The sequence below is a fragment of the Micromonospora sp. NPDC049044 genome, from assembly GCF_040649215.1.
Taxonomy (GTDB): domain Bacteria; phylum Actinomycetota; class Actinomycetes; order Mycobacteriales; family Micromonosporaceae; genus Micromonospora.
In genome coordinates this window covers 36,026-61,089 of sequence record NZ_JBEZFA010000009.1, presented here as the reverse complement: position 1 = coordinate 61,089, position 25,064 = coordinate 36,026, and the positions used below count along the sequence as shown (strand labels likewise).

The window sequence follows — 25,064 nt, the reverse complement described above, 5'->3', positions numbered from 1 at the left end:
TCGATCACACCCCGGGCGGGGCCGCGCGACCAGCTGGAAGATCCATGCTGGTTCGCCGGGCGTCGGCCCGTTCGCGCTGCGGCACCACCGTGTACCGGGGATCGCGGGCGGAGGCGACGCCGCCGTAGAAGATGCCGAACCGGGTGAGCACCGAGGCGGCCAGCAGCGCGGCACCGGACAGCGCGCTCACCGACCGGCTGCGCCGGCCGAGCAGCGCACCGCCGACCCCACCGGCGGTGAGCAGCCGCCCGGCGCGCAGCAGCCGCCCGGGGCGGCCCTGCCGGTAGGGCTCGCTGAGCAGACCGAGGCGGGTCTCCACCCGGTGCGCGCCGTACAGTTCCAGGGCCGCGCCGGCCACCGCCATCCGCCGGGCCGGCCCGGCCTGCTCCGGCGGCGCGGCGAGCAGACCCACGCCGGCGCCGCTGGCCAGGGCGCTGCCGGCGAAGATGACAGGCAACTCGGGGTACGCCTCGTGCCACGACGGCACCGCCGTGTCGGCGAGCAGCACCCCGGTGTACGTGGCCAGCGCGGGCGCGGTCCCGGCGGCGAGCAGCCCGGCGGCGTGCCCCAGCGACGGCAACGCCCGACCGGCCAGCCCGAGCGGCCCGTGGCGGGGCAGCCGACCGGCGACCTCGGCAATGGCGGCGACGCCCGCGGCCGGCCCGTACGCGGTGAGGATCCAGGTGCCCATCGACATCGGCGAGGTCGGTTTGGCCACCCGGAGCATGTGGTGGAACCGCGCCGGCCGGCCCAGGTCCCGGATCAGGAAGACGGCGCTGGCGCTGACGGCGGCCAGCGCGGTCACCCGACCGGCGCGACGCAACGCCGGCCGGCCGGTGAGCTGCCCACCCGCGGCGAGCAGCGACGAGCCGGCGGCCAGCCCACCGGTGAACAGGTACGCCGCGATGTCCCACTTCCAGACCGGCGCCTTGAGGATGGGGCGACCGTAGTACGACGTGAACTCGGCCGCCGGCACCCGCACTTCCTCGCCACCGCCGCGACGCCCGCTCCGGCGACCGGAGCGTTCGGCGGCCCGCGACCGCCCGGAGGTCAGGTCCGTTCCGGAGTCGGGGCTCGCCGCCGCGTGCCGCACCCGCGAACCATCCGAGGGGTCGGCGGCGAGCCGGTCACGGAAGCGGCGGAAGCGGTCACCCGTTTCGGGGCGGTGCGCGCTCACGAGGAACCTCCGACGAACGCGGCGACGGTCGCCGCCGCCATGGCGAGGGCGGCGAAGCCGGCGCGTTTCCACATGGCCGGCAGGTCCCGGGTGGTCACCACCGGATCCGGTGGCAACCCGTACACCTCCGGCTCGTCCAACAGCAGGAAGAACGCGCCGTCGCCACCCACCCCGTCGTTCGGGTCGTGCCCGTACAGGCGGGCCTCCGGCACGCCCCGCTCGTGCAGTGTCTCGACCCGTGCCGCGGCCCGCTCCCGCAACTCGTCGAGCGGGCCGTACTGGATCGACTCGGTCGGACACGCCTGCGCACACGCCGGGGTCATCCCCGCACCCAACCGGTCGTAGCACAGCGTGCACTTCCACGCCCGACCGTCGTCCTTACGCTGATCGATCACCCCGTACGGACACGCCGAAATGCAGTACCCACACCCGTTGCAGATGTCCTCCTGCACCACCACAGTCCCGAACTCCGTCCGGAACAACGACCCCGTCGGACACACGTCCAGACACGCCGCGTGCGTGCAGTGCTTGCAGACGTCCGACATCATCAACCAGCGGAAATCCGAACGCCCCTCGGCACCGGTACCCCGCCCCGGCGGCTGCGCCCCCGGCATCCCCAGGAACTGCGGACCCCCGCCAGCCCGGCCCGTGGCGATCGGACCGGTCGGAGAGTCGGCGATCGGGGCGCCGAGGACATCGATCGGCCCGCCCCCGGTCATCCGGGCGGCGGCGGACGGCGTGCCGGTCGGCAGCCCCGGGTCCGTGCCGGTGCGCTCGGTCGTACCCGCCGCCACGGCCGCCGACGCCGCGCTCACCGAGCCATCGGTCGGCGTCCCCGCGAACGGCGGCGCGCGGTGCCCGGCCGGCCGGGGCTGCTCGATGAACGCGACGTGCCGCCACGAGTTCGCGGTCAACGCGCCGGTGTTGTCGTACGACATGCCGAGCAGGTCGAGCCCGCTCTCCGGGACACCGTTCCACTCCTTGCAGGCCACCTCGCACGCTTTACAGCCGATGCAGACGCTGGTGTCGGTGAAGAACCCCATCCGGGGCGGCGCGTTCTGGTAACCGGCCTCGGGCGCCGGATCCAACGGGCCGTACAGGCTGTTCGGGTCAGGAATCACCGCGCTCCTCCGCCACACTGTCGGTGGTGACGGCCGGAGCGTGCTGGCCGGGCAGGATCCCGGCCCGCCGCTGGTAGTCAGCCACCAGGTCGAGCAGAGCCGGCCCGGTGGGCCGCCGGCCCGGCTGGATGTCGCAGGTGCCGACCTTGCTCTCCTGGATCAGGACGTTCGGGTCCAGGCTGATACCGAACAGGTCGTTCGCCGAATCGCCGGTGACCAGGCCCTCGAACCCGAAGTGGTACGGCAACCACACCTGATGAATGACCCGACCATCCACCCGCAACGGGGTGAGCCGATCGGTCACCAACACCTTCGCCTCGATGGCCGCCCGCGCCGTCACCAGGTGCGCCCACCCCAGATGTGCCAGCCCACGCTCGACCGCCAACTCCGGCGACACCTCGACGAACATCTCCGGCTGCAACTCGGCAAGCGTCCGCACCATCCGACTCATCGCCCCGGCGGTGTGGTGCTCGGTCAGCCGACTGACAGTGAACACGTACGGGAACACCTGCGCGTGCTCCTGCGGCGGGCTCGGGTTCACCGAGTTCACCGGGTGCGCGTACATCTTGCGCGTCGGGTTGGCCTGCTGCCGGTACAGCGGGTTGCGCACCGGCGACTCCACCGGCTCGTAGTGGGTGGGCAGCGGCCCGTCCAGCACGCCGCTGGGCGCGTACAGCCAACCCTTGCCGTCACCCTGCATGACGAACGGGTCGTCACCGGCGATGCCCTCGGTCCCGGACGCGCCGGGCGGCGGCCGGTACGACGGCGGTTTGGTCTTCTCGAAGTCCGGCACGTCGTAGCCGGTCCACTCGCCCTTGTCCGGGTCCCACCAGACGTACTTCTTGCGCTCGCTCCACGGGTTACCGTCCGGGTCGGCGGAGGCACGGTTGTAGAGGATGCGCCGGTTCGCCGGCCACGCCCAGCCCCACTCGGCGGCTACCCAGTCCTGCTCGTGTCGGGACCTGCGCCGCGCCGCCTGGTTGACGCCGTCGGCGTACACCCCGGTGTAGATCCAGCAGCCGATCGCTGTGGAGCCGTCGTCGCGGGCCTCGGCGAAGCTGGACAGCGGACGGCCGGTCGTCACGTCGTACCCGTTGATCTCGCGCAGCACCGCCTCGGCGCTCGGCTCCGCGTGCGGACCGTGCGTGGGGTAGTCCCAGGTGAGGTCGAGCAACGCCCGGTCGCGCGGCAGCGGCGAGTCGGCCAGCTTCTCCCGCAGCCGGCGCCCGAGGTGGTAGAAGAACCACAGCTCGGAGCGGGCGTCGCCCGGTGGCTCGACGGCCTTTTCCCGCCACTGCAACAGCCGCTGCGTCTGGGTGAACGTGCCCTCCTTCTCCACGTGCGAGGCGGCCGGCAGGAAGAACACCTCGGTCCGACACTCCTCGGGCACGATCTCCCCGGTGGCCACCTCGGGGCCGCTCTGCCAGAACGTGGCGCTCTCGATCATGAACAGGTCCCGGACCACCAGCCAGTCCAGGTTGGCCATGCCGAGGCGCTGCGCGCGGCCGTGCGCCGAGCCGACCGCCGGGTTCTGCCCGAGCAGGAAGTACCCCTTGACCTTCCCGTCGATCATGTTGAGCACCTGCTGGTAGGTGCCGTGATCACCGGTCAACCGGGGCAGGTAGCCGTAACAGAAGTCGTTCTCCGGTGTCGCCGCGTCACCCCAGTACGCCTTGAGCAGGCTGGCCGCGAACGACCGCGCGTTGCCCCAGAACCCCTTCTGACCCGGGTGCCGGATGCTCTCCACCCACTCGTCGAAGCTCGGGTGCTCGGCATGGTGGGGCATCGGCAGGTAGCCGGGCAGCAGGTTGAACAGCGTCGGGATGTCGGTGGAGCCCTGGATGCTCGCGTGCCCGCGCAGCGCCATCACACCGCCACCCGGGCGACCCATGTTGCCCAGCAGCAGTTGGATGATCGCGCCGGTACGGATGTACTGCACGCCGACGCTGTGCTGCGTCCAGCCCACCGAGTAGATCAGCATGCCGGTCCGCTCCCGACCGGAGTTGCGGGTCCACGCCTCGGCCAACTCGAGGAACTGCTCCCGCGGAATCCCGCAGACCCGTTCCACCATCTCCGGGGTGTAACGGGAGAAGTGCCGCTTGAGGATCTGGTAGACGCAGCGCGGGTGCTGCAACGTCTCGTCCCGCTCGGTCTGCCCACCCACCTGCGCGCCGTGCGACTCGTGCGTCAACCCGGCGGCGCTGTCCCGCTCCTGGGCGGTGTGCCCACTGCCGGACGAACCCTCGTGCCCCGCGTACTGCCAGCTGTCCTGCACGTAGCTGCCGGTCTCCGGATCGAACCCGGAGAAGAACCCGTCGCCGTCCTCGGTGTCGACGAAATCCTCGCTGACGATCGTCGCCGCGTTGGTGTACGACAGCACGTACTCGCGGAAGTCCAGCTCGTTGTCGAGGATGTAGCGCACCACGCCACCCAGCAGGGCGATGTCGGTGCCGGCCCGGATCGGCAGGTACGCGTCGGCAACCGCGCTGGTCCGGGTGAACCGGGGGTCGACGTGGAACACCTTCGCGCCCCGACGCTTGGCCTCCATCACCCACTGGAAACCCACCGGGTGCGCCTCAGCCATGTTCGAACCCTGGATGACGATCACGTCAGCGTTGGCGATGTCCTGCTGGAAATCCGTCGCACCGCCACGACCGAAGCTGGCCCCCAGACCGGGGACGGTGGCGGAGTGTCAAATACGGGCCTGGTTCTCGATCTGGAGCGCCCCCATCGCGGTGAACAACTTCTTGATGAGGTAGTTCTCCTCGTTGTCAAGCGTCGCCCCACCCAGGCTGGAGAAACCCAGCGTCCGGTTGAGCGGCCGGCCCTGCGTGTCGACGTCCTCCCAGGTCTGCTCGCGGGCCGCGAGCATCCGGTCGGCGATCATGTCGAGCGCGGTGTCGAGGTCCAGATCCTCCCACTGCGTCGAATAGGGACGGCGGTAGCGGACCGTCGTCTGCCGCAGCGGACTGGTCACCAGGCTCTTGCTCGCCGAACCCTTCGGGCAAAGCCGACCCCGCGAGATCGGGCTGTCCGGGTCACCCTCGATCTGACTGACCCGGCCATCCTTGACGTACACCCGCTGACCACAGCCGACGGCGCAGTACGGGCAGACGGACCGGGCCACGCTGTCGGCGGTGTCGGTGCGGGCGGTGAGCGCGCGGGATCCGTCGGACTTCGCCGCCGCGCCCCGGCCCAACGGGTCGGTGCCGGTGAGCTGGCGGTAGACCGGCCAGCCCTCGATCCAGCTACGCACCCCCATTGCCGCACCTTCCCGACCAAGCACACCAAATATGAACACTCTGACGTTAGATGAGGTGCCGGTCCGGTCGCAGCGGGATCACCAACAGTCATGCCTCCCCCGGCGTGATCGTGCGGGCCGGGAGAGGCAGGTGGGATGGCGATGGTCAGCTCGGCCTGACGGCTCCGGCACGGGCCGCGAAGGCTGGGAATGGTAGCTACGATCTCCGATCATGCGTCGCACCGCACCGGCACTGGCCCTCGCAGCCCTCCTGGCCCTCTCCGCCTGCACCTCGAAGCCCGAGGAGACCGCGGCGGTCGCCGTGGCCGTCTTCCTCGACAACGACGTGACGGTGGCCCAGAAGGACACCGTGCGGCAGCGGCTCACCTCGATGCCAAGCGTCACCGAGGTGTCCTTCGAGTCCCGCGAGCAGACCTACGAGCGGCAGAAGGCGGATCTGCAGGACCGGCCCGACCTGTTGGCGTCGCTCAAGCCGGAACACATGCCCGAGCTCTTCCGCGCCACCGTCACCGACGCCTCGATCGCCGAGGCGATCGAACTGGTGCTGGCTGAGGTCGACGGCGTGGACGACGTGGTGCTCAGGATCGCGGATGTCGAGCCGCTGCCATCCCGGATCGGGGTCATCGTCCGGCTGAAACCGTCGGCGACCGGCGAACAACGAGCCGCCGTGGAGAAGGCCGTCCGGGCACTGCCGACGGCGAAGTCGGTCACCTTCGAGGACCGCGACGCCGCATACGAGCGCCTGCGTAAGCGGTGCCAGGGCAAGGGCGACCTGGCCAGCCAACTCCAACCGCAGCTGACGTACGAGTCGTGGCGCTTCGAGATGCCCCTGACCAGAGAGGGATCTGGCGTGTCCGAGCTGATGAAGCTCGACGGCGTCGACGGCACACCCCTGGCTCCACTGGCGATGCTGTAACGCCTCCGCGGAGACGCGGCTCTCCGCGGTCGGCCGTCTACTTGTGCTGTCCGGGAGCGGGTTGGGCAGGGCCGGCCTGCTGTGGTCGGCGGTCCCACAGCACCAGGCCGGCGAGCAGCATCGCGACGCCCACCCCGACCATGGCCAACGCCACCGCCGTGTGTGCGCTCCCGCTCAGGTGACCGGCCACGATCCACCCGCTGTCGATCCCGAACGCCAACGGCAGCACGCCCTGGGGGATCACCGGGATCCACCCCACGGTGAGCAGTCCGAGTGCCCACGCGGTCGTCTTGTTCTCCCGGTACCAGTCGGCGTCCCAGGTCAGCGGGAGCACTGTCTCCGGGGGCCGAGTGCGCTGGCCGGCCGCGGCGAGCACGTCTGTCGCGCGCCGGGTCAGTCGTTCGTCGGCCAACCAGATGCCACCCCACCAGGCCGCGACGCCGCTGAGCAGCCCGACCGGTGGCAGCAGCGGCGCCACCTCCGGCGGACCCCAGATCACCAGCGCGAGCACCGGCGCGGCGGCCACCAGCCCCGCCCCGGTGGCGACCAGCACGCTGACGATGTCGGTGGGGTTGTCGGCCGAGGTGGGGTGCCGTGGGTCGGCTGCCGGTCGTACCCGCAGCAACGACACCCACACCGGCACCGACGCGCCCGCGCCGAGCAGTGCCGGCAGGGTGGCGAGCGCGGCCAGCGGATCGACGTCGGGCGCGACGAGGACGCCGACGACGGCGAGCAGCACCCCGATCGGGGTGACAAGCACCAGCCAGGCCAGGGCCCGCCCCCGCACCTCGGCCCGTTCGCCGCCCGGCGTGGTGAGCGGCAGCCACAGCGCGGTGCCGTCCAGTCCGACCAGCCCGGCCGACATCGCCGCCGCGCCGAGCACGGCGAACGACCCGGCCCAGGGCACCAGCAGGTCGACGTCGGACAGCAGCGGCAGCCCGGCGAGCAGTGCGCCGTAGACCACAGCGAACGCCAGGTACTGCAACCGCAGCGGATGCCGCGCCCAGGCCCGCAGCTCCCGTCCCGCGACCGCTCGCGTCGGGGCCGGCACCCACGCCCGCCGGCGGCCCGGCTCGCGCCTGTCGCCGGCCGGTGACGCCGCACTGCTTGCGCGCCGCGCGTCCGGCTGGTCGCCGCCGCCCCTTCCGACCGGGAGCGCGGTGGTCGCGCGCGGCCGGAACGGCATGCCCGTGGTGATCACCCTTCGCACCAGCATGAGGTACGCGGCGGCGCAGAGCGCCACGATGCCCACCAGGGTCGCCAGCAGGCGTACGCCGTGCCCGGTGGGTCCGGACGCGGCGGAGACCGGCCAGGCGCTCGGCACGTACCGCATGGCCCGGACGACCTCGTCCGGCGCCCCGATGAGCAGGATCGACACCCAGGGGAAGACCGCCCAGAGCGACCCGGCCACCCCCATCGCCGTGCCGGTGAGGATGCCGGTGAGCAGTGCTCCGGCCGGACCTCCGGCGTGGCCGACGAGTTCCAGGGCGATGGCCGAGCCGATCAGCCCGAGCAGCCAGAGCAGCACCGCGCCGACGGCGGCGACGAGGACCGCGCCGGCGCCGTGCCGAGCGGCGTGCACCGGCAGCGCGGCGAGCGCCACAAGCGAGACGGCCGGGCCGATCCCGACCGCCGACGCGGCGAGCAGACCGGTCGCGGCCGGGAGGCCGCCGATCGGCTCCAACCGCAGGTGGGCCGGGCGGACCCGGCCGCGCCCGCCGCCGAGCAGTAGCGGCAGCACGATCCAGCCGAGCACCCACGCCCCGACGAGCAGGGCGAGGGTGTGCTGGTCACCGCGCAGCGCGTACCGGATCAGCCAGCCGGCGGCGAGCAGACCGGCCAGGCCGGCCACCGTGGGTCCCGGGTGCTCGCGCAGCGAGCGGCGCAGCATGGCCGCGCGCATCCGGGCCGGAACCGCGATCGTGTGCAGGGTGCCGGCCAGCGCGGCGTCAGGTCGGGTGCTCATCGTGCCTCGGTAAGCCAGTCCAGGCCGGCGCTGCCGGCGGCGTCGGCACCGACCAACTCGACGAACCGTTCCTCCAGGCTGCTGCCGGCGGCGACCTCGGCGACCGACCCGGCGGCGGCGACCCGGCCCTGGTGGATCACGGTGACCTCGTCGCACATCTGCTCGACGAGCAACATCGAGTGGGTGGACAGCACACAGGTGCCGCCGCCGGCCACGAACCGGCGCAGTACCCGGCGGATGGTGGCCGCGGAGACCGGGTCGACCGCCTCGAACGGTTCGTCGAGCACGAGCAGCCGGGGCGCGTGCAGCAGCGCCTGGGCGAGGCCGAGCTTCTTGCGGGTGCCGGTGGAGCAGTCGGCAAGCGGTGTGCCGGCGCCCCTGGCCAGGCCGAGCACCTCGATCAGCTCGGCGGCGCGTTCGGTGGCCGCGACCCGGTTCAGCCCCCGCAGGCCGGCGCTGTAGCGCAGCAGTTCGGCACCGGTGAGGCGTTCCGGGAAGTCAAGACCGTCGGGCAGCACCCCGGTCAGCGCGCGGGTCAGACCACGGTCGCGCAGCGCGTCGTGCCCGAGGATCCGGATCTCACCGGCGTCCGGGGTGACGAGTCCGACGGCCATCCCGATGGTGGTGGACTTGCCCGCACCGTTGGGGCCGACGATGCCGTGGAACGTGCCGCGGTGGACCGTCAGGTCGATGTCGTTCACCGCGCGATGCGTCCCGAAGGTCTTCACCAAGCCGCGAATCTCCAGTGCTGGGGTGATCACGCGCCGAGCATAGGTGACCTTGCACAAGGGCGTGGCCCGTCGCGGATCGGTGCGCAGCGGCTCCGACCGCTCAGACGGTGTGCACCAGCCGGAAGCGCTCGGTCACCACCAGGGTGTCGTCGTCCACTGTGAAATCGGGGTCGCCCAGCTCGGCGCGCACCTCGGCGCTGTGCCAGAACGTCTCATGCCCGGCGCGCCACTGCGCCACCGACTCGTCGCCCTCCCCCTCGGCCAGGGCGTGTGCCAGGTCGACGTCGGCGAGCCGGACAACCCGTACGTCGGTCAGTTCGATGGCGGCCAACCGCCGGCCCGCGGAGTCCACAACGGCGGACAGTTGGCCCACCTCGGGCAGCGGCTCGTCAGCACGCTCGTAACCGATCAGCAGGCCGGTCGTCGAGGTCTTCGCCCCGGAAAGGATCGCGCCCACCAACTTGTCCCGCAGTGGCCCGGGAAACGCGAACTCGGCGAGCGGAAGATCATCGAGGTCCATCCGCGGAGGGTACGCGATCCGGCGCACGGTGCGGGAGCTGCGCCGGCTGTGGAGCGGCCCGGTCCGTACGAGCCCTGCTTCCCGCACACAGTGACCGTCCACGTATTTTGTGGCACCACAACGGCTCGGCAGCCTCGCGCAGCCGGCGCATCCGGTAGTCGTGGGCACGACGGGCGGTTGCCCGTCGCACCGATGTTGAGCGACCGACGTACTCATCGACGGTGCGGCAGTGGCACCGACCGCACCGTCACCCTTGCCGACCCACCCCGAAAAGATCCTCGAATTCCCCTGTGCTGAGCAGCGGGATCAATGCGTTTTTTCTGGCCGGCGTCCCCGGAGGTATGCCGTACGGCATGTCCGGAAGTGACGGCGGCCGTCACCGCACCGAGAATCAGGGTTGAAGAAGTGCGCTGGCGCTTTTGCTCAAGCCCCCCGGTCGTCCCGTCCCTGCCGTTGGATTAAGCCGGGATCCGTTCACCCGATTGGGTGACCCTGTATCGGGTGATTCTGCCTGGCGTTCGCGATTTGAGATCGTCAGGCTCGGCCAGCGCGCCACTACTGCAACTACTGCAACCTGCAATACGGGGGAAATGAATATGGTTCGCAGAGAACGTCGATGGTTCACATCGGCGCTGGGGGCGGTTGGCGCGCTGGTGGTGTCGTCAACGTTGATGGTTGTGGCGCCAAGCCAACCCGCATTGGCGACCGTCCCAGGCCTGCCCGGAAACCCCCAGCCCGGCACCCCGGTGTTCACTGAGGATTTCTCCAACGAGAGCGCGGTTGCGGCACCGATTCGCATTGGCTCCTACACTGGCTCGCCGGGCTCCGTCTACGTGCCGGGACCAGGGGGCAGCGGCGCGGACGGCGAGACCTATACGGCGGACCCCGCGTGGAGCCCCGGCGCGAGCGCGTGCAACGGCTGGATCATGCGCCAGACGTCACCGCTGCCGCCCAACGGTGGTAGCCCGCCGGTCACCAACAACGACCAGTGCGGTCGTTCAGGCGCGTGGAGCCGGCTGCAGGAAATGGCCCGTGACATGGGGCTGTTCCAGGGGCAGAGCCCCGAAGTCGCCGCCACGAACCAGGTACTTACCGAGTACACCAACAGCGTGACAGGCGCGCAGCTTCCCGGATACCAACTGGAGACCGACAACAACACAATTCCGGCGACCGGTGGCCATTTCTACTCGGTTTCGGCGATCTTCGCTGAGAGGAACTGCACCGTTCCCTCCGCCCAGCGGGCGCGACTTAGGTTCGAGCTGCTTCTCAACGACGTCCCGACGGTGCTCGCACAGAACCTGAGCCCGTGTACGGATCCCGGCGCCGTGATCATCAACGCCACCTGGATAGCCAAGCTGCAGTCGACAGCGCTGCAATTGTCGTTGGCCGACACACCGACATTGGGCGTACGCCTCTACAACGCGACAGCGTCGGGCATCGGGAACGACGTCGCGTTCGACCTTCCGCAGATCGTCGACGTGACCCCGCAGCTCGACAAGGCTTTCAGCCCGACGACCATCGGGCAGGGGCAGACGTCCACGCTGACGTTCACCATCACCAACACCGACGATCTGCAAGCCAAGAACGGGATGAGTTTCACCGACAACCTTCCCGCCAATGTGACAGCCACCGGGGTCAACAGCACCACGTGCTCGGGAGCCACAGTGACCGCTCCCGCTGGCGCAACGTCTGTCGACTTCGCCGGCAACATAGACCTGAATGTCGCCTCCTGCACAATCTCTGTCCAGGTGACAAGCACCGTGGTCGGCTCGTACACCAACAGCGGATGCGTCGCACCGGACGGCTCAACGATCCCTGGCTGTGAGAGCAACTTCCCTACCATCGTGGGGATCAACCCGCCTGGCTCGACCACTCTCACCGTCATCCCCACCGTGGATCTCGCGGTCGTGAAGACCGCGACGCCGAGCCCCTACGTGCCGGGAGCACCCCTCTCGTACACGGTGACTGTGACCAACGGCGGGCCCTCCGACGCCGTCGGGGCGACCCTGACCGACCCGCTGCCCGCACCACTGGCCGGGTTCACCTGGACCTGTGCAGCATCCGCCGGCAGCACCTGCACCGCCTCGGGCACCGGCACCATCAACGACACCATCACCGTCCTGGCCGGCGGAACCGTCACCTACACGATCAGCGGGACCGTGCCCTCGGGCACCACCGGCGATCTGACCAACACGGCCACCCTCACCCCACCGGACGGCGTCTCGGATCCCGACTGCACGCCCAACTGCTCGTCGACGGTGGTGACTCCGGCCGCGCTTACAGTGGATCTGGCGGTGACCAAGACCGCATCCCCAAATCCATACGTGCCGGGGGCGCCCTTCTCCTACACGGTGACGGTCACCAACGGCGGCCCGTCCGATGCCGTCGGGGCGACGCTGACCGACCCGCTGCCCGCACCGCTGGCCGGGTTCACCTGGACCTGTGAAGCATCCGCGGGCAGTGCCTGCACCGCGTCGGGCGCCGGCACCATCAACGACTCCGTCACCGTCCTGGCTGGCGGGACCGTCACCTACACGATCAGTGGGACGGTGCCTTCGGGCACCACCGGGGACCTGACCAACACCGCCACCCTCAGCCCACCGGCCGGCGCAACCGACCCGGACTGCACACCCAACTGCTCGTCAACGGTCGTGACTCCGGCCGGACCAGTCGTGGACTTGGCGGTGACCAAGACGGCAACACCAAGCCCTTACGTGCCGGGCACACCCCTGACCTACACGGTGACCGTCACCAACGGCGGGCCGTCCGACGCCGTCGGCGCGACCCTGACCGACCCGCTGCCCGCACCACTGGCCGGATTCACCTGGACCTGCGAAGCATCCGCCGGCAGCACCTGCACCGCGTCGGGCACCGGCACCATCAACGACACCATCACCATCCTGGCCGGCGGGACCCTGACCTACACCATCAGCGGAACCGTGCCCTCCGGCACCACGGGCGATCTGACCAACACCGCCACCCTCACCCCACCAGTCGGCGCAACCGACCCGGACTGCACACCCAACTGCTCCTCAACAGTGGTGACCCCGGCCGGACCAGTCGTAGACCTGGCCGTGACCAAGACCGCATCCCCGAACCCCTACGTGCCGGGGGCGCCCTTCTCCTACACGGTGACGGTCACCAACGGAGGCCCGTCCGATGCCGTCGGCGCGACGCTGACCGACCCGCTGCCCGCACCACTGGCCGGATTCACCTGGACCTGTGAAGCATCCCCCGGCAGTGCCTGCACCGCCTCGGGCACCGGCACCATCAACGACACCATCACCATCCTCGCCAGCGGAACCGTCACCTACACCATCAGCGGGACCGTGCCCTCGGGCACCACGGGCGACCTGACCAACACGGCCACCCTCACCCCACCGGACGGCGTCACCGACCCGGACTGCACACCCAACTGCTCCTCGACGGTCGTGACTCCGGCGGCGCTTACAGTGGACCTTGCGGTGGTGAAGACCGCATCCTCAAATCCTTACGTGCCGGGGGCGCCCTTCTCCTACACGGTGACCGTCACCAACGGCGGGCCGTCCGACGCCGTCGGCGCGACTCTGACCGATCCGCTGCCCGCATCACTGGCGGGGTTCACCTGGACCTGCGAGGCATCTACCGGTAGCACCTGCACCGCGTCGGGCACCGGCAACGTCGACGACACCGTCACCGTCCTGGCTGGCGGGACCGTCACCTACACGATCAGCGGAACCGTGCCCTCGGGCACCACCGGGGACCTCACCAACACCGCCACCCTCACCCCACCGGACGGGACAACCGACCCGGACTGCACACCCAACTGCTCGTCAACGGTCGTGACTCCGGCTGCCCTCACGGTGGACCTGGCGGTGGTCAAGACCGCGACACCGAGCCCCTACGTGCCGGGCACGCCCCTGACCTACACGGTGACCGTCACCAACGGCGGGCCCTCCGACGCCGTCGGGGCCACCCTGACCGACCCGCTGCCCGCACCACTGGCCGGGTTCACCTGGACCTGTGAGGCATCCGCGGGCAGTGCCTGCACCGCCTCGGGCACCGGCACCATCAACGACACCATCACCGTCCTCGCCGGCGGAACCCTGACCTACACGATCAGCGGGACCGCGCCCTCGGGCACCACCGGCGATCTGACCAACACGGCCACCCTCACCCCACCGGCCGGGGCGACTGACCCCGACTGCACACCGACCTGCTCCTCAACTGTGGTCACCCCCGCCTCCCCCGCCCTGGACCTTGCGGTGGTGAAGACCGCAGCCCCGAACCCCTACGTGCCAGGCACGCCCCTGACCTACACGGTGACCGTCACCAACGGCGGGCCCTCCGACGCCGTCGGCGCGACCCTGACCGACCCGCTGCCCGCACCACTGGCCGGGTTCACCTGGACCTGTGCAGCATCCGCCGGCAGCACCTGCACCGCCTCGGGCACCGGCACCATCAACGACACCATCACCGTCCTCGCCGGCGGAACCCTGACCTACACGATCAGCGGGACCGCGCCCTCGGGCACCACCGGCGACCTGACCAACACCGCTACCCTCACCCCACCGGCCGGCGCAACCGACCCAGACTGCACACCCAACTGCTCCTCAACGGTCGTGACTCCGGCCGCGCCTACAGTGGCCCTTGCGGTGGTGAAGACCGCAGCCCTCAATCCTTACGTGCCGGGCGCACCCTTCTCCTACACGGTGACCGTCACCAACGGCGGCCCGTCCGACGCCGTCGGCGCGACACTGACCGACCCCCTGCCTGAGCCGCTGGCCGGGTTTAGCTGGACCTGTGAAGCTTCCCCCGGCAGCCCCTGCACCACGTCCGGCACCGGCACCATCAACGACACCACCACCATCCTCGCTGGCGGGACCCTGACCTACACGATCAGCGGGACGGTGCCTTCGGGCACCACCGGCGACCTCACCAACACCGCCACCCTCACCCCACCGGCCGGCGCAACCGACCCGGACTGCACACCCAACTGCTCATCGACGGTCGTAACCCCGGCCGGACCAGTCGTGGATCTGACGGTGGCCAAGACGGCAACACCGAACCGCTACGTGCCGGGCACACCCCTGACCTACACGGTGACCGTCACCAACGGCGGCCCGTCCGACGCCGTCGGGGCCACCCTGACCGACCCGCTGCCCGCACCACTGGCCGCGTTCACCTGGACCTGCGAGGCATCTACCGGTAGCACCTGCACCGCCTCGGGCACCGGCAACGTCGACGACACCATCACCGTCCTGGCCGGCGGGACCCTGACCTACACCATCAGCGGAACTGTGCCCTCCGGCACCACCGGGGACCTCACCAACACCGCCACCCTCACCCCACCGGCCGGCGTCACCGACCCGGACTGCACACCCAACTGCTCCTCGACAGTGGCCCTCGCTGGGCCGGTTCCGCCCATGCCGGTCACGGGTGGCCGTCTGACAGTCCTCACCAAGGTGGGGGCCTCTGCCGCTGCCCTCGGCGTACTCCTGGTTGCCGGTCTGGCCCTGGCGCCCCCACGCACTCGCCGCAAGTCCTGACCGTGGCCGCCGCGACGCCGGTCCATGCCGGACTTCGTGGGTTGTCGCAACCCGCCGCCCTCGCTAGGACACGCAGTACACATCGCCGGAGTTCGTCGAGTGCGGCAGATCGTCGAGGTACGCTGCCACGTCGCTCGCGGCTCGCCACCGCTCGAAGGTCAGCGACTTGTCGTCGCCCAGCGCGATGTCGAAGCCGTGGAAGCCGAGCGCGGTCAGGCGGTCGAGACCCCGGTGGGCAACCGGGCGCGCGATCGTGGTGAACTCGAACGAGAGGGCGGGCAGCGGCCGACTCAGGCCGGCCAGCACCTCGTCCTCGAAACCCTCCACGTCGATCTTGGTGAAGGTCGGCACCCCGTACGTCTCGATCAGCGCGTCGACGGTGACCACCGGGACCTCGATGTCGGCATCCCACACCTGGCCCGCCCACCCGTCCGCGTCCTTTGCCGCCCGGACGAAGTCCGGTGAGGCGGTTGACACGGTGGGGTTGGTGGAGTTGACGTGCAACCGGGTGTGCCCGGGTAGCGCGCCGCACGCGGCGTCGACCACTGTCACCTGGTCGTCGTGGGCGTAGATCGCCCGCAGGGCGCGCAGACACAGCGGCTGCGGTTCCACCGCGACGACCCGGGCGCCGAGGCGACGGAAGCTGCCGATGTGGTCGCCCACGTGGGAGCCGATGTCGAAGACGAGGTCCCCGCTGCTGACGAAGCGGGAGTAGAAGGCGTCCATCCTTGCGTCCCGTTCGGGATCGCCGTAGTAGACGTCCAGCGACCTGTGCAGCAGGGACAGGGCCGGGTCGGTGCGGAGCGCGGCGATCCTGGTGTCGGTGGCAGCCGTCATCTGTCTGGCTCCAGTTAGTGAGAGGTGGCCGGGGTTACGGTCCGAACGCGGTCAGGAACCGGTCCCGGAAGGCGTCCATCCGCCAGACCGGCGCCTGCGGCCCGGGCTTCAGCCCGTCCTGCCAGCCCCATCCGGAGATCCGGTTCAGCACGGCCCGGTCCCGGGTGATGATCGAGATCGGGACGTCGTGGCTGGCGTTGTCGCCGGTGACGACCGCGGCGGGTTGGTGGTCACCGAGGACGATGAACACGAGGTCGTCGTCCCCGTAGGTCCGCACGTAGGAGATGAGCGCACCCAGGGTGTACTCGATGGACTTCCGGTAGTCCGCCCGGATCTGGGTGGTGCTCCGGCGCCGGTCGTCGGACTCGCCACCGCCGGTCCCGCGGTAGGCCGCGCCGTCGCCGACGTCGGCCCAGTCGAGCAGCGGCGGGACGGGCGTCCAGGGCGCGTGACTCGACACCATCGCCAGCTCGGTCATCACGTTGCCGTCGCGCTTCGCCTGCTCCAGACGCTGCCAGCTGGCCAGCGTGTACTGGTCTGGCGGGGTGCCGAAGCTGAACTTCGGGCCACGGTACGCGAGCGTCCTGGCGTCGTAGAACCGGTCGTAGCCGAAGAAGGAGCCCTCCGGCCACGGCCTGGTGACGGCGGGCATCACTCCCACGGTCTGCCAGTTCGCCCGTCGGAAGGCGCCGTTGAGGGTCATCCGGTCGCTGGCCAGCAGGGTGCGGTGCCGTTGGTCGTTGTCGATCCAGAGGCCGGAGAGCAGCGTGTCGTGTGCGAGCCAACTGCCGCCACCGAAGGTCGGCGAGGTGAGGAAGCCGCTCTGCGCGGCGAAACCCGCAGCGCTCAGCTCGCCGGCACCGCGGTCGAGGACCGCGCCGACCTGCGGGGCGAACTCCGGGTCCTCGACGGCGTCCCGGCCGTAGCTCTCCACGAAGGCGACCACCACGTTCTTGCCGCGCAGCGCGGTCAGTAGCTGGTCGCCCGGGGTGTCGGCGAACCTGTCGGCCTCGATCAGGGCGCCGAACGTCTCGCGGTCGTCGAGGCGCAGGCGCACCTGGAAGCCGTGGCCGTTGGCCAGGGTGGTCGCGGAGGTGTCGGCGACCGGCACGCCCTCGGCGACCCGCACGTCGAACGCGGCGCAGGCCACCCAGACGACCACCAGCGCGGCCACGATCCGGGTGGTGCCGGTGCGGTGCCGGACCACCAGCCGCCGCAGTCGCCGCATCGACAACGTGACAAGTGTGGGCAGGCCCACGACCACTATCCCCAGGGTGACGACGGCACCGATGGCGGCGGGCCGACCGTACGACTCGCTGAGGAAGGCGAACCCCTCGTCGAGGAGCGCCCAGTCGAGCACCGGGTCGAAGGCCCGGCCCAGCGAGGCGGAGAACCCCAGGTCGAGCAGCTTCAGGAGGCCGAGCAGACCGAGGGTCACGCCGGCCAGCGTCGCGACCGGTCGGCTGCCACGAGACGGCAGGGCGAGCAGGAGGGCCACCACCAGCAGCGCCTCCAGGGGGATCCGCGCGAAACCCGCCGGGCTGAGCCGGCCGTAGTCGTACGGCACGGTGAGGACGAGCAGCACGAGCAGCGCGGCCAGGACGGTCGTCAGCCGGGCCCCGACGGAACGTTTCGGCTGGTCCTCGATGTCGGTGCCGTCGTCGGTGCCGTCCGAGGCTTCGCCCCTCGTCGGCCTCCGTCCCTGGCTCGGCAGCTGACGTACGCGCGTCAAGAGCGACAACCCGGGCATCCTTCCATGATCACTTATGGGTGCGGCATCCACTGTGGCTCAGACGCGGGCGGTTCCGTGTCGGGCCACGGCGACCGTCCGGCGTTCCGACCAGGGCAGCCCATCGGTTCTAGCCGGGGTCAGCTCGGCCAGCCCGGCTCCGACGGTTGGGGCACTGTGGCTCGCCGAACTGGCCGGCTGGACCACCGCACCCGGAGCGCCGTGGATGACGCTGCGGCGAAGGTGCCGGGTCGTCCAGAGCCAGCCGACGTCACGCCCGAACGACTCCAGCAGCAGCGCCACTGACGCCACCAGCACGACGGTCGTCAGCGGAGCAGGCAGCACGTCGGCCATCGCCACCGTCAGCACCACGCCCTGGATCGCGGCGACGACCTTGTTCCAGTAACGCGGCGGCGCGGAGCCCCGCATCCACCCCAACGCCCAGGTCGCGGCGCCGAAGAGGTAGCGCATCGCGCCGATCACGAGCACCCAGGCACCCACCGTGGGGGCCACGTGCAGGCAGAGCACCAGGACCAGGACGGAGTCGATCTCCATGTCGAAGCGCGCGCCGAGTTCGCTGGTCGTCCCGGTGCGGCGGGCGGTGTACCCGTCCACGGCGTCGAGGGCCAACGCCACGCTGGTGAGGACGACCATCAGGGTGACCGGCGCGGACCGGCCGATCGAGTCGGCGGCCAGGGCCGTCACGCCGCCGACGAGGATCGCCCGGCTCAGGGTCACCCGGTCGGCAGGCGTCAGCGCATCCGCGCCCGAGCGGGACAACCCCCGGCTGAGCAGGGCGCACAGGACCATCCCGTACGCCAGCCCCGCCACCCAGCCCGCAGCGCCCAGACCGACTGTCTCCGCCAGCACCGCCAGCAGGACGATCTGCACGAGCAGTCCGATGACCGGACCAGTTCGAACCGTTGACATCGTGCCTCCGCGACTCTGGTGGGTGACCCTGACCGTCATCACGGAAAACATGACCGATCGGTTCATTCTGAACCCGACTCAGCAGGGTGTCCCGGAGGAGGTGCCCCTTCGGCGGCCGATTAGTCGTCCACCGTGGTCGCGCGTACGGGTCAGCGCGTCGGCAGGGTGCGCGCCTCCGCACCGTCGGTGCACTCAGGTGATCACCAGCCTTAAGACGCTGGTCCCGGCCGATGAGCGACCGGGACCAGCTGGTGACGCGTTCTCAGGAGGCGGCGATGCCTTCCATCCCGATGCCGTTCTCGAACTTCGGCAGGCCCTCCACTGTGGTGACGAGCTTCAGCGAGCCGTCCTCGTTCACCTCGTAGCCCTGCACGTTGCCGGCGGTCGCGTTCTGGACGTACAGGAAGCCGTCGCTCGTGGTCATGTCGATCGACCCGCCGCCGGTGTCGGCGGCGACGGCCTTGACGAGTTCGAGCTTGCCGTCGTCGTTCACCCGGTAGGAGCTGATGGTGGAGGTGCCGGCGTTGGCGACGAAGAAGTAGTCGCCGACGCGCTGGATCCAGCACGTCGCCTGCTGCCCGTTGGGCACCGACGGTCCGACCTGGTCGAGTGCGCCGTCGTCGTCCAACTCGAACCGGCTCACCGCGTTCGCACCGGACTCGGTGACAAGCAGCGAGTCCTCGGTGTCGAAGGTGAAGCCGAACGGGGTGTTGCCCGCGTCGCTGATGACGGGGTTCGAGGCCAGCTCGCCGTGTCGGCCGATCTCGTAGCTGAACATGACGTTGGCGGCCTTCGTCGACACCAGGACGAACTCGCTGTCCGGGTCGATCTTGACCTGCGCCGGTGCGGTGCCGAACGCGGGCGGGTTGCCGTTGTGCAGCCCGAGCGAGCGGTTGGCGTCCTCGATCCGCGACAGGCGGCCCTTGTGCAGCTCGAAGCCCTGCACCGAACCCTCGCCGCCGGCGTTGAGGACGTAGACGAGGTCGCCACGGGCCGCGATGCTCACCGGCAGCAGGCCCCCGGACCAGATGACCTGAAGCTTGTGCAGCTTGGTGCCCTCGACCCCGAAGACGGTGACGGTGTTGCTGCCGGCGTTGACGGCGAAGAGCAGCCCCTTGTGGTAGGTCAGGGACCCCTGCGAGGCCAGCGCGTCGAGCGGGGCACCGATGGTGAAGCCGCCCAGCCCACCGGTCTCGTACTCACCCGCCTTGGTGAGCCGGCCGTCCTCGTCACGGTCGTAGACCTTAATGGTGTTGCCTTCGGCCTTGTTGGTCTGGACGAAGAGCGCGCCGTCGTCGCCGTGGTGGTGTTCACCTCCCTTGCGGTCGTCGTGGTGTCCAGGGCCGCCACCGTCGGCGAGAGCGGTTCCGGGGGCCGATCCGACGCTTGTCAGGCCCGCCAGGAGGGCTGCCGCGAGCGCAACACTGCGCTTCATCTCTGACTCCTTTACGCACACGAAGGGAGGAATACGAGTTTTCCTCTCCTTCGAAAACTATCGGAGGAGATAGGAGGCTTGGCAGTAGTTACCCTAAAGCGGTAATTTCGTGCCGACATGTGGAACGACCAGACGTATCGGCAGCGGTGGCCTAGGGGCGAAGGGGACCTTCCGGGCCGCCAGGGCAGAAACCGCACAGTCAGGCTGAGCAGTGCGGTGGCGGGGGACGGCGTCCGGCCCACCGCCTGAGGGGGTGGCCTCGCATCACCGCCGAATGGGATGCTGCACGTGTGACTCGCCGACACGCCGTCTTGCTCGGGCTGACGATCGGGTTGCTCGCCGGCTGCGCCGAGGCGCCGTACCCGCTGCCGGACCGGAACGCGGCTGACGTTCAGGCTGAGGAGGAGCGGCTCGCGACGCTCCTCCCCGGCGAATTGCTGGGCCGAGCAGGCACCTGCCGGGTCCGACTGCTCGGGCGCGACAACTCCTCCTCGTTCGCCTGGGCACACTGCGACGCGGCCCCGGGGCCCGCGGGCGTCTGGAGCATCTCCGTGCCGGTGCGAGTGGACGGCGTACGCGTCACGCAGCCCGGCGACGGAAGCGCATACTCCGCGAGCGTGCGCCGCATGTTCCCCGAGCGGCTGGCAAGAGCTGTGCTCGACAACGACAGCAGACTGCGGCCCTGACGGGTTCGGATGGCGACGACATCGCCGCCGCTTCGCGAACCCCGGGGCGGGGCGCGAGGAGGTCCGCGGTCAGCGCGGGTCGGGCCACCACGGTTCGAGCAGGGCCGGGTCGGCGACATAGCCGGCCACCCGCGTCCGCTGCGCCGGCGGCAGGGGCAGCGCCTGGAGTTGGGCACCCCACTCGGGCACCCGGTCGGTCTTGTCGAGCGCGATCGACAACTCGATAAGGGCGGCCAACGCCATCGCCTGCTCGACGACCGGAGCGTCCTCGGCGCGGCGGCGCATTCCCGAGTCGAGCGCCCGGTACGCCGCCCGGTCGTCCATCTTGAACTCGCGCAGGATCCGGGCGTTGTCGAGCACCCGCGCCAGCCCGTCAAGCTCCTTCGACCCGCCGTACTCGACCTCCATCGGCTCGTCGCGCTGAATGAAGATGACGGTGTTGCCCGACGGGTCGACGACGCTGAACCGGGACGCCCCGGCGCGGTAGCGGGTCATCCGGGGCAGGCCCTTGACCAGCACCTTGCCGTAGCTGCGGCGCATCGCCTCGGCGAACGCGGCGTGGTACGCCGCGACCGCGTCGACCATCACCAGACAGCCACCGGACGCCTCCCGCGCCGGGACCAGGTCCTTCGGCGTCGGCCCGTAGTGCAGCTGGAACCCACTCCAGGTGACGACCAGGTAGACATACGGCTTGAGCTGCTCGTAGGTCACCTCGAAGCCGAGCGCCCGCCAGAACGCCAGGGTCTCCTGCGGGGCCGGGCAGGGCAGCAGCGGCACCGTCGTCTCGTTCGGCTGAACCCGGCGTGCATCGATCGCCATGAACGCTCCCCGTCCGGTCGGCAGGCCGGCCATTGTGCCAGCACCGCCGAACGGAATCGACGGTTTCCTCTCCTACCCAGGGAGGAGGCCGGCTCCGACCACCGGCCGCAACCGAGGCTCGGGGTCGGACGCGACCGGCGGGCGCGGCCACGAACATCTACAGGCATGACAACCCTGCTGCGCCGGGCGACGCACTGGAATCGCCCCCTGATGGTCTTCGTCTGCGCGATGGCGGTCCTCGCCGTCGTCGCCGCGGTCGGCATCCTCGTCGACTCGCGCGTCCTCACCGGGGCGCCCATCTGGCTCAAGCCGTTCAAGTTCAGCGTGTCCTTCGTGCTCTACGGCGCGACCCTCGCCTGGATGCTCTCGCTGCTGCCGCGCCGCAGCAGGGCCGCCGAGTGGGCCGTCACTGTCATCGTCGCGATGTCGGTGATCGAGATGATGGTGATCGTCGGTCAGGTGGTACGCGGGCAGACCAGCCACTTCAACGGCACCTCCGCGCTGAACAGCGCGCTGTTCACGGTGATGGGCGCAGCGATCATGGTGCTCTTCGTCGCGCACCTCGTCATCGGCATCGTGGTGCTGATCCGGCGGATCCCGGACCGGGCCGCTTCGACGGCCGTCGGGTGGGGGCTCGGCCTGTCGCTGCTGGGAATGCTCGCGGCGGTGCCGATGGTGCTGCCCATGCAGGAACCGGGGATCGACGGGGTCTCCGGAGCGCACAGCGTGGGCGTCACCGACGGCGGGCCGGGGCTGCCCGTGGTGGGCTGGAGCACCACGGGCGGTGACCTGCGGATCGGGCACTTCGTGGGGCTGCACGCCCTCCAGGCGCTACCGATCCTGGCGATCCTGCTGAGCCGGTTCGCGACCCGGCTGGACCAGCGCACCCGGGTCCGGCTGCTTGTCGTCGCGGGCAGCGCGTACGGCGTACTCACGATGCTGTTGACCTGGCAGGCGCTGCGCGGACAGCCGTTGCTGCGCCCGGACGCCGGCACGCTCGTCGCGGTCGCGGCCCTGCTGGTGGCGACCGCGACCGCCAGCGGGCTGGTGCTGGCCCGGCGACGCCGCACGGAGCTGGCGTTGGCGGCATGACCACTACGCTGTTCTCCCTGACCTTCGCGGTGGCCGCGCCGTTCTGGGCGCTGATGATCCTGCTGCCGCGCTGGTCGTGGACCGCCCGGATCATCGCCTCGCCGCTGATCGTGCTGCCGGTCGTGGTGATCTACGCGCTGCTGGTGCTCCCGGCGTTCGGCGACGTGCTGCCGGCCGTGACGTCGCCGACCCTGGCCGGGGTGCGTGACCTGCTCGGCACCTCCGCCGGGGCGGCGGCGGGCTGGGCGCACATGATCGCGTTCGACCTGTTCGTCGGGCGCTGGGCGTGGTTGGACAGCAGGCAACGGGGGGTACCGGCGCTGGTGATGGCTCCGGTGCTGCTGCTGACCATCCTGCTCGGACCGCTCGGCCTGGCCGCGTACCTCGCGGTCCGGACCCGGTGGCGGCGGCCGCCGACCGCCGCAACCGGCCCGCAGCGCCTAGGCTGACCGTCGTGAGCTGGCTGGGGCGACTGTTCGACCTGCGGGACACACTCGTGCGGATGGTGCTGCTCGACCTGACCGGGCTGTGCTACCTGCTCGTCGTCCCACACTCCACCAGCACACCCACGACGACACAGTGGATCCTCGCGGTGCCGGCGTTCGCGGTGGCGCTGGCGGCGCACCGCCGACCGGTCGTCAACATGGTGGTGCAGTCCGCCCTGCTGGCCGTCGCCATCAGCCTGATCGACGACTTCACTATCAACCAGGTCGGCGCCAGTTGGGCGTTGTTCGAGATGACCATGCGGGCGCGCGGCCCCCGGGCCATCTGGCTGGCCGCGGCGCTGCTGGTGGTCGTCGACCTGACCGACTCGATCGGCGACCCGCCACGCCGATTCGCCTCCGGGGTCGTCGGGCTCGCCGTGGAGGTCGGCGTGCCGGTGCTGCTCGGCCTCGTCATCCGCGCCAACCGGGAACTGGGTCGGCAGGCGCTGGAGCGGGCCCTGGCCGAGCAACGCCAGCACGAGTCGGAGAGCCGCGCGGCCCGCGCCGACGAACGCAGTGCCATCGCCCGCGAGCTGCACGATGTGGTCGCGCACCACGTGGCGTCGATGGTGCTGCGGGTCGGCGTGGCCCGGCACGTGCTCACCGACCCGGACCCCCGGGTCGGCGAGGTGTTCGACGACGTGCACGGCACCGGCACCGCGGCCCTGGCGGAGTTGCGCCGGCTGGTCGCGGTGCTGCGCAACCCCGACGGGGTACGCGGCGACGCGGCGCTTACCGCCATCGAGCCCGCCGCGCTGCCGGCGGCGATCGGCGCCTCCATCGACCGGGCCCGACAGGCGGGCATCACAGTGGAGGCCGATCTCGACCCGGCGATCGGTTCGCTCGACGCGGTCCGCGGCATGGCGGTGCTGCGGCTCACCCAGGAGGCGTTGACAAACGTGGCCAAACACGCAGGGACGTCAGCGGTGGCGCGACTCGTCGTCGCCGTTCGCGATGGCGCTGTGCACTGGGAGGTCGCCGACACCGGGCGGGGCGGGGTGCCGGCAGGTGTGCCGGCCGGCGGCGGGCACGGCATCACCGGAATGCGCGAACGCGTCGAGGTCCTCGGCGGGCGGCTGGAGGCGGGCCCGACCGACACCGGGTGGCGGGTACGTACCGTCCTCCCGGCCGGGGCGACCGGGGCGGTGCCCCGCGAGCGTACGGCTCCGGCCGCGTCCCGCACGCCGGAGCCGGCGTGATCCGGGTGCTGCTGGTCGACGACCAGCACCTGATCCGCGCCGGGCTGCGCATGCTCTGCGACGCCCAACCCGACATCGACGTCGTCGGTGAGGCGGACAACGGCCGCGAGGCAATCCCGCTGGCCGGGAGGCTCCGGCCCGACGTCGTCGTCATGGACCTACGGATGCCCGGTGTCGACGGAATCACCGCGACCACCCGGATCCTCGCCGAGCACCCCCGCACCCGCATCCTGGTGCTGACCACGTTCGGCGACGACGACCACCTCTACCCCGCCCTGACCGCCGGGGCCTGCGGGTTCCTGCTCAAGGACGCGCCCCCGACCGAACTGCTCGACGGCATCCGCCGGGCCGCCTCCGGTGACAGCCCGTTCAGCCCGGAGGTGCTGCAGCGTCTGGTGCAGCGCGCGGTGCTGGCCCGGCCCGAGACACCCCGGCCGGTGTCGGGTCTGACCGCCCGCGAACGCGACGTGCTGGAGCTGGTCGCCGAAGGGCTGTCCAACACCGAGATCGCCGACCGGCTGCACATCGGTGTCACCACGGTCAAGACCCACATCACCAGCCTGATGACCAAGACGGGCAGTCCCAACCGGGTCCGCCTGGCCCTGTTCGCCCGTGGCGTCTGACGGCCCGG

17 protein-coding genes and 1 pseudogene are annotated in these 25,064 nt (G+C 70.7%); 7 read left to right on the top strand and 11 right to left on the bottom strand.

The annotated features are described in order from the left end of the window. Positions 1-4: 4 nt before the first annotated feature. The 3 genes from nrfD to fdh are packed head-to-tail and all read right to left on the bottom strand — an operon-like array spanning position 5 to position 5,560. Entirely contained in the window at positions 5-1,177 is a 1,173-nt protein-coding gene (gene nrfD / locus AB0B85_RS09535; protein WP_357405388.1) for an NrfD/PsrC family molybdoenzyme membrane anchor subunit, read from the bottom strand. After that, the gene (locus AB0B85_RS09530) at positions 1,174-2,295 is read right to left on the bottom strand and encodes a 4Fe-4S dicluster domain-containing protein (RefSeq protein WP_357405672.1); all 1,122 of its coding nucleotides are present in this window, start codon (positions 2,293-2,295) and stop codon (positions 1,174-1,176) included. The genes nrfD and AB0B85_RS09530 overlap by 4 nt, the downstream gene beginning before the upstream one ends. After that, positions 2,288-5,560: a formate dehydrogenase gene (gene fdh / locus AB0B85_RS09525; protein WP_357405386.1), complete on the bottom strand. Its 3,273-nt coding sequence runs from the start codon at positions 5,558-5,560 to the stop codon at positions 2,288-2,290. Before fdh ends, AB0B85_RS09530 begins: the two co-directional genes overlap by 8 nt. A gap of 211 nt (positions 5,561-5,771) precedes the next feature. On the opposite strand from fdh, the gene AB0B85_RS09520 reads away from it, so the two are divergent. Then, a complete protein-coding gene (locus AB0B85_RS09520) occupies positions 5,772-6,476 on the top strand; it encodes a permease-like cell division protein FtsX (RefSeq protein ID WP_357405384.1) in 705 nt (234 codons plus the stop codon). 37 nt (positions 6,477-6,513) lie between these two features. On the opposite strand, the gene AB0B85_RS09515 is transcribed toward AB0B85_RS09520, so the two are convergent. The 3 genes from AB0B85_RS09515 to AB0B85_RS09505 form a co-directional block, all read right to left on the bottom strand. Continuing rightward, a complete protein-coding gene (locus AB0B85_RS09515; protein WP_357405382.1) occupies positions 6,514-8,442 on the bottom strand; it encodes a hypothetical protein in 1,929 nt (642 codons plus the stop codon). Next, on the bottom strand, positions 8,439-9,203 hold the full coding sequence (locus AB0B85_RS09510; RefSeq protein ID WP_357405380.1) for an ABC transporter ATP-binding protein: 765 nt from the start codon (positions 9,201-9,203) through the stop codon (positions 8,439-8,441). Before AB0B85_RS09510 ends, AB0B85_RS09515 begins: the two co-directional genes overlap by 4 nt. A gap of 70 nt (positions 9,204-9,273) precedes the next feature. After that, positions 9,274-9,693 (bottom strand): ASCH domain-containing protein, encoded by a 420-nt coding sequence (locus tag AB0B85_RS09505; RefSeq protein WP_357405378.1) that lies wholly within the window; start codon positions 9,691-9,693, stop codon positions 9,274-9,276. A 590-nt stretch (positions 9,694-10,283) separates the two neighbouring features. Here AB0B85_RS09505 and AB0B85_RS09500 point away from each other — a divergent pair. Next, a complete protein-coding gene (locus tag AB0B85_RS09500; protein WP_357405376.1) occupies positions 10,284-15,221 on the top strand; it encodes a DUF11 domain-containing protein in 4,938 nt (1,645 codons plus the stop codon). A 63-nt stretch (positions 15,222-15,284) separates the two neighbouring features. On the opposite strand, the gene AB0B85_RS09495 is transcribed toward AB0B85_RS09500, so the two are convergent. From AB0B85_RS09495 to AB0B85_RS09480, 4 genes and pseudogenes are all read right to left on the bottom strand, one after another. Then, a complete protein-coding gene (locus AB0B85_RS09495; protein ID WP_357405374.1) occupies positions 15,285-16,058 on the bottom strand; it encodes an FkbM family methyltransferase in 774 nt (257 codons plus the stop codon). A gap of 34 nt (positions 16,059-16,092) precedes the next feature. Then, the gene (locus AB0B85_RS09490; protein WP_357405371.1) at positions 16,093-17,799 is read right to left on the bottom strand and encodes a sulfatase-like hydrolase/transferase; all 1,707 of its coding nucleotides are present in this window, start codon (positions 17,797-17,799) and stop codon (positions 16,093-16,095) included. A gap of 243 nt (positions 17,800-18,042) precedes the next feature. After that, positions 18,043-18,717: pseudogene (locus AB0B85_RS09485) on the bottom strand (CDP-alcohol phosphatidyltransferase family protein); the annotation flags it as partial. Positions 18,718-18,979: 262 nt separating this feature from the next. Then, the gene (locus AB0B85_RS09480; RefSeq protein ID WP_357405369.1) at positions 18,980-20,152 is read right to left on the bottom strand and encodes a beta-propeller fold lactonase family protein; all 1,173 of its coding nucleotides are present in this window, start codon (positions 20,150-20,152) and stop codon (positions 18,980-18,982) included. A 290-nt stretch (positions 20,153-20,442) separates the two neighbouring features. Here AB0B85_RS09480 and AB0B85_RS09475 point away from each other — a divergent pair, with 290 nt between their 5' ends. Next, positions 20,443-20,838, top strand: a complete 396-nt coding sequence (locus AB0B85_RS09475; RefSeq protein ID WP_357405367.1) for a hypothetical protein — start codon at positions 20,443-20,445, stop codon at positions 20,836-20,838. Between the two features lie 69 nt (positions 20,839-20,907). Here AB0B85_RS09475 and AB0B85_RS09470 read toward each other — a convergent pair whose 3' ends face one another. Beyond that, positions 20,908-21,657, bottom strand: a complete 750-nt coding sequence (locus AB0B85_RS09470; protein ID WP_357405365.1) for a glyoxalase — start codon at positions 21,655-21,657, stop codon at positions 20,908-20,910. A 165-nt stretch (positions 21,658-21,822) separates the two neighbouring features. On the opposite strand from AB0B85_RS09470, the gene AB0B85_RS09465 reads away from it, so the two are divergent. The 4 genes from AB0B85_RS09465 to AB0B85_RS09450 are packed head-to-tail and all read left to right on the top strand — an operon-like array spanning position 21,823 to position 25,056. Beyond that, complete coding sequence (locus tag AB0B85_RS09465) at positions 21,823-22,749, top strand: hypothetical protein (RefSeq protein ID WP_357405363.1); 927 nt, start codon at positions 21,823-21,825, stop codon at positions 22,747-22,749. Then, positions 22,746-23,198, top strand: coding sequence for an ABA4-like family protein (locus AB0B85_RS09460; protein WP_357405361.1), 453 nt, complete (start codon positions 22,746-22,748; stop codon positions 23,196-23,198). The genes AB0B85_RS09465 and AB0B85_RS09460 overlap by 4 nt, the downstream gene beginning before the upstream one ends. Before the next feature lie 5 nt (positions 23,199-23,203). Continuing rightward, on the top strand, positions 23,204-24,433 hold the full coding sequence (locus AB0B85_RS09455) for a histidine kinase (protein WP_357405359.1): 1,230 nt from the start codon (positions 23,204-23,206) through the stop codon (positions 24,431-24,433). Next, positions 24,430-25,056 (top strand): response regulator transcription factor, encoded by a 627-nt coding sequence (locus tag AB0B85_RS09450; RefSeq protein ID WP_357405357.1) that lies wholly within the window; start codon positions 24,430-24,432, stop codon positions 25,054-25,056. Before AB0B85_RS09455 ends, AB0B85_RS09450 begins: the two co-directional genes overlap by 4 nt. Positions 25,057-25,064: the final 8 nt, after the last annotated feature.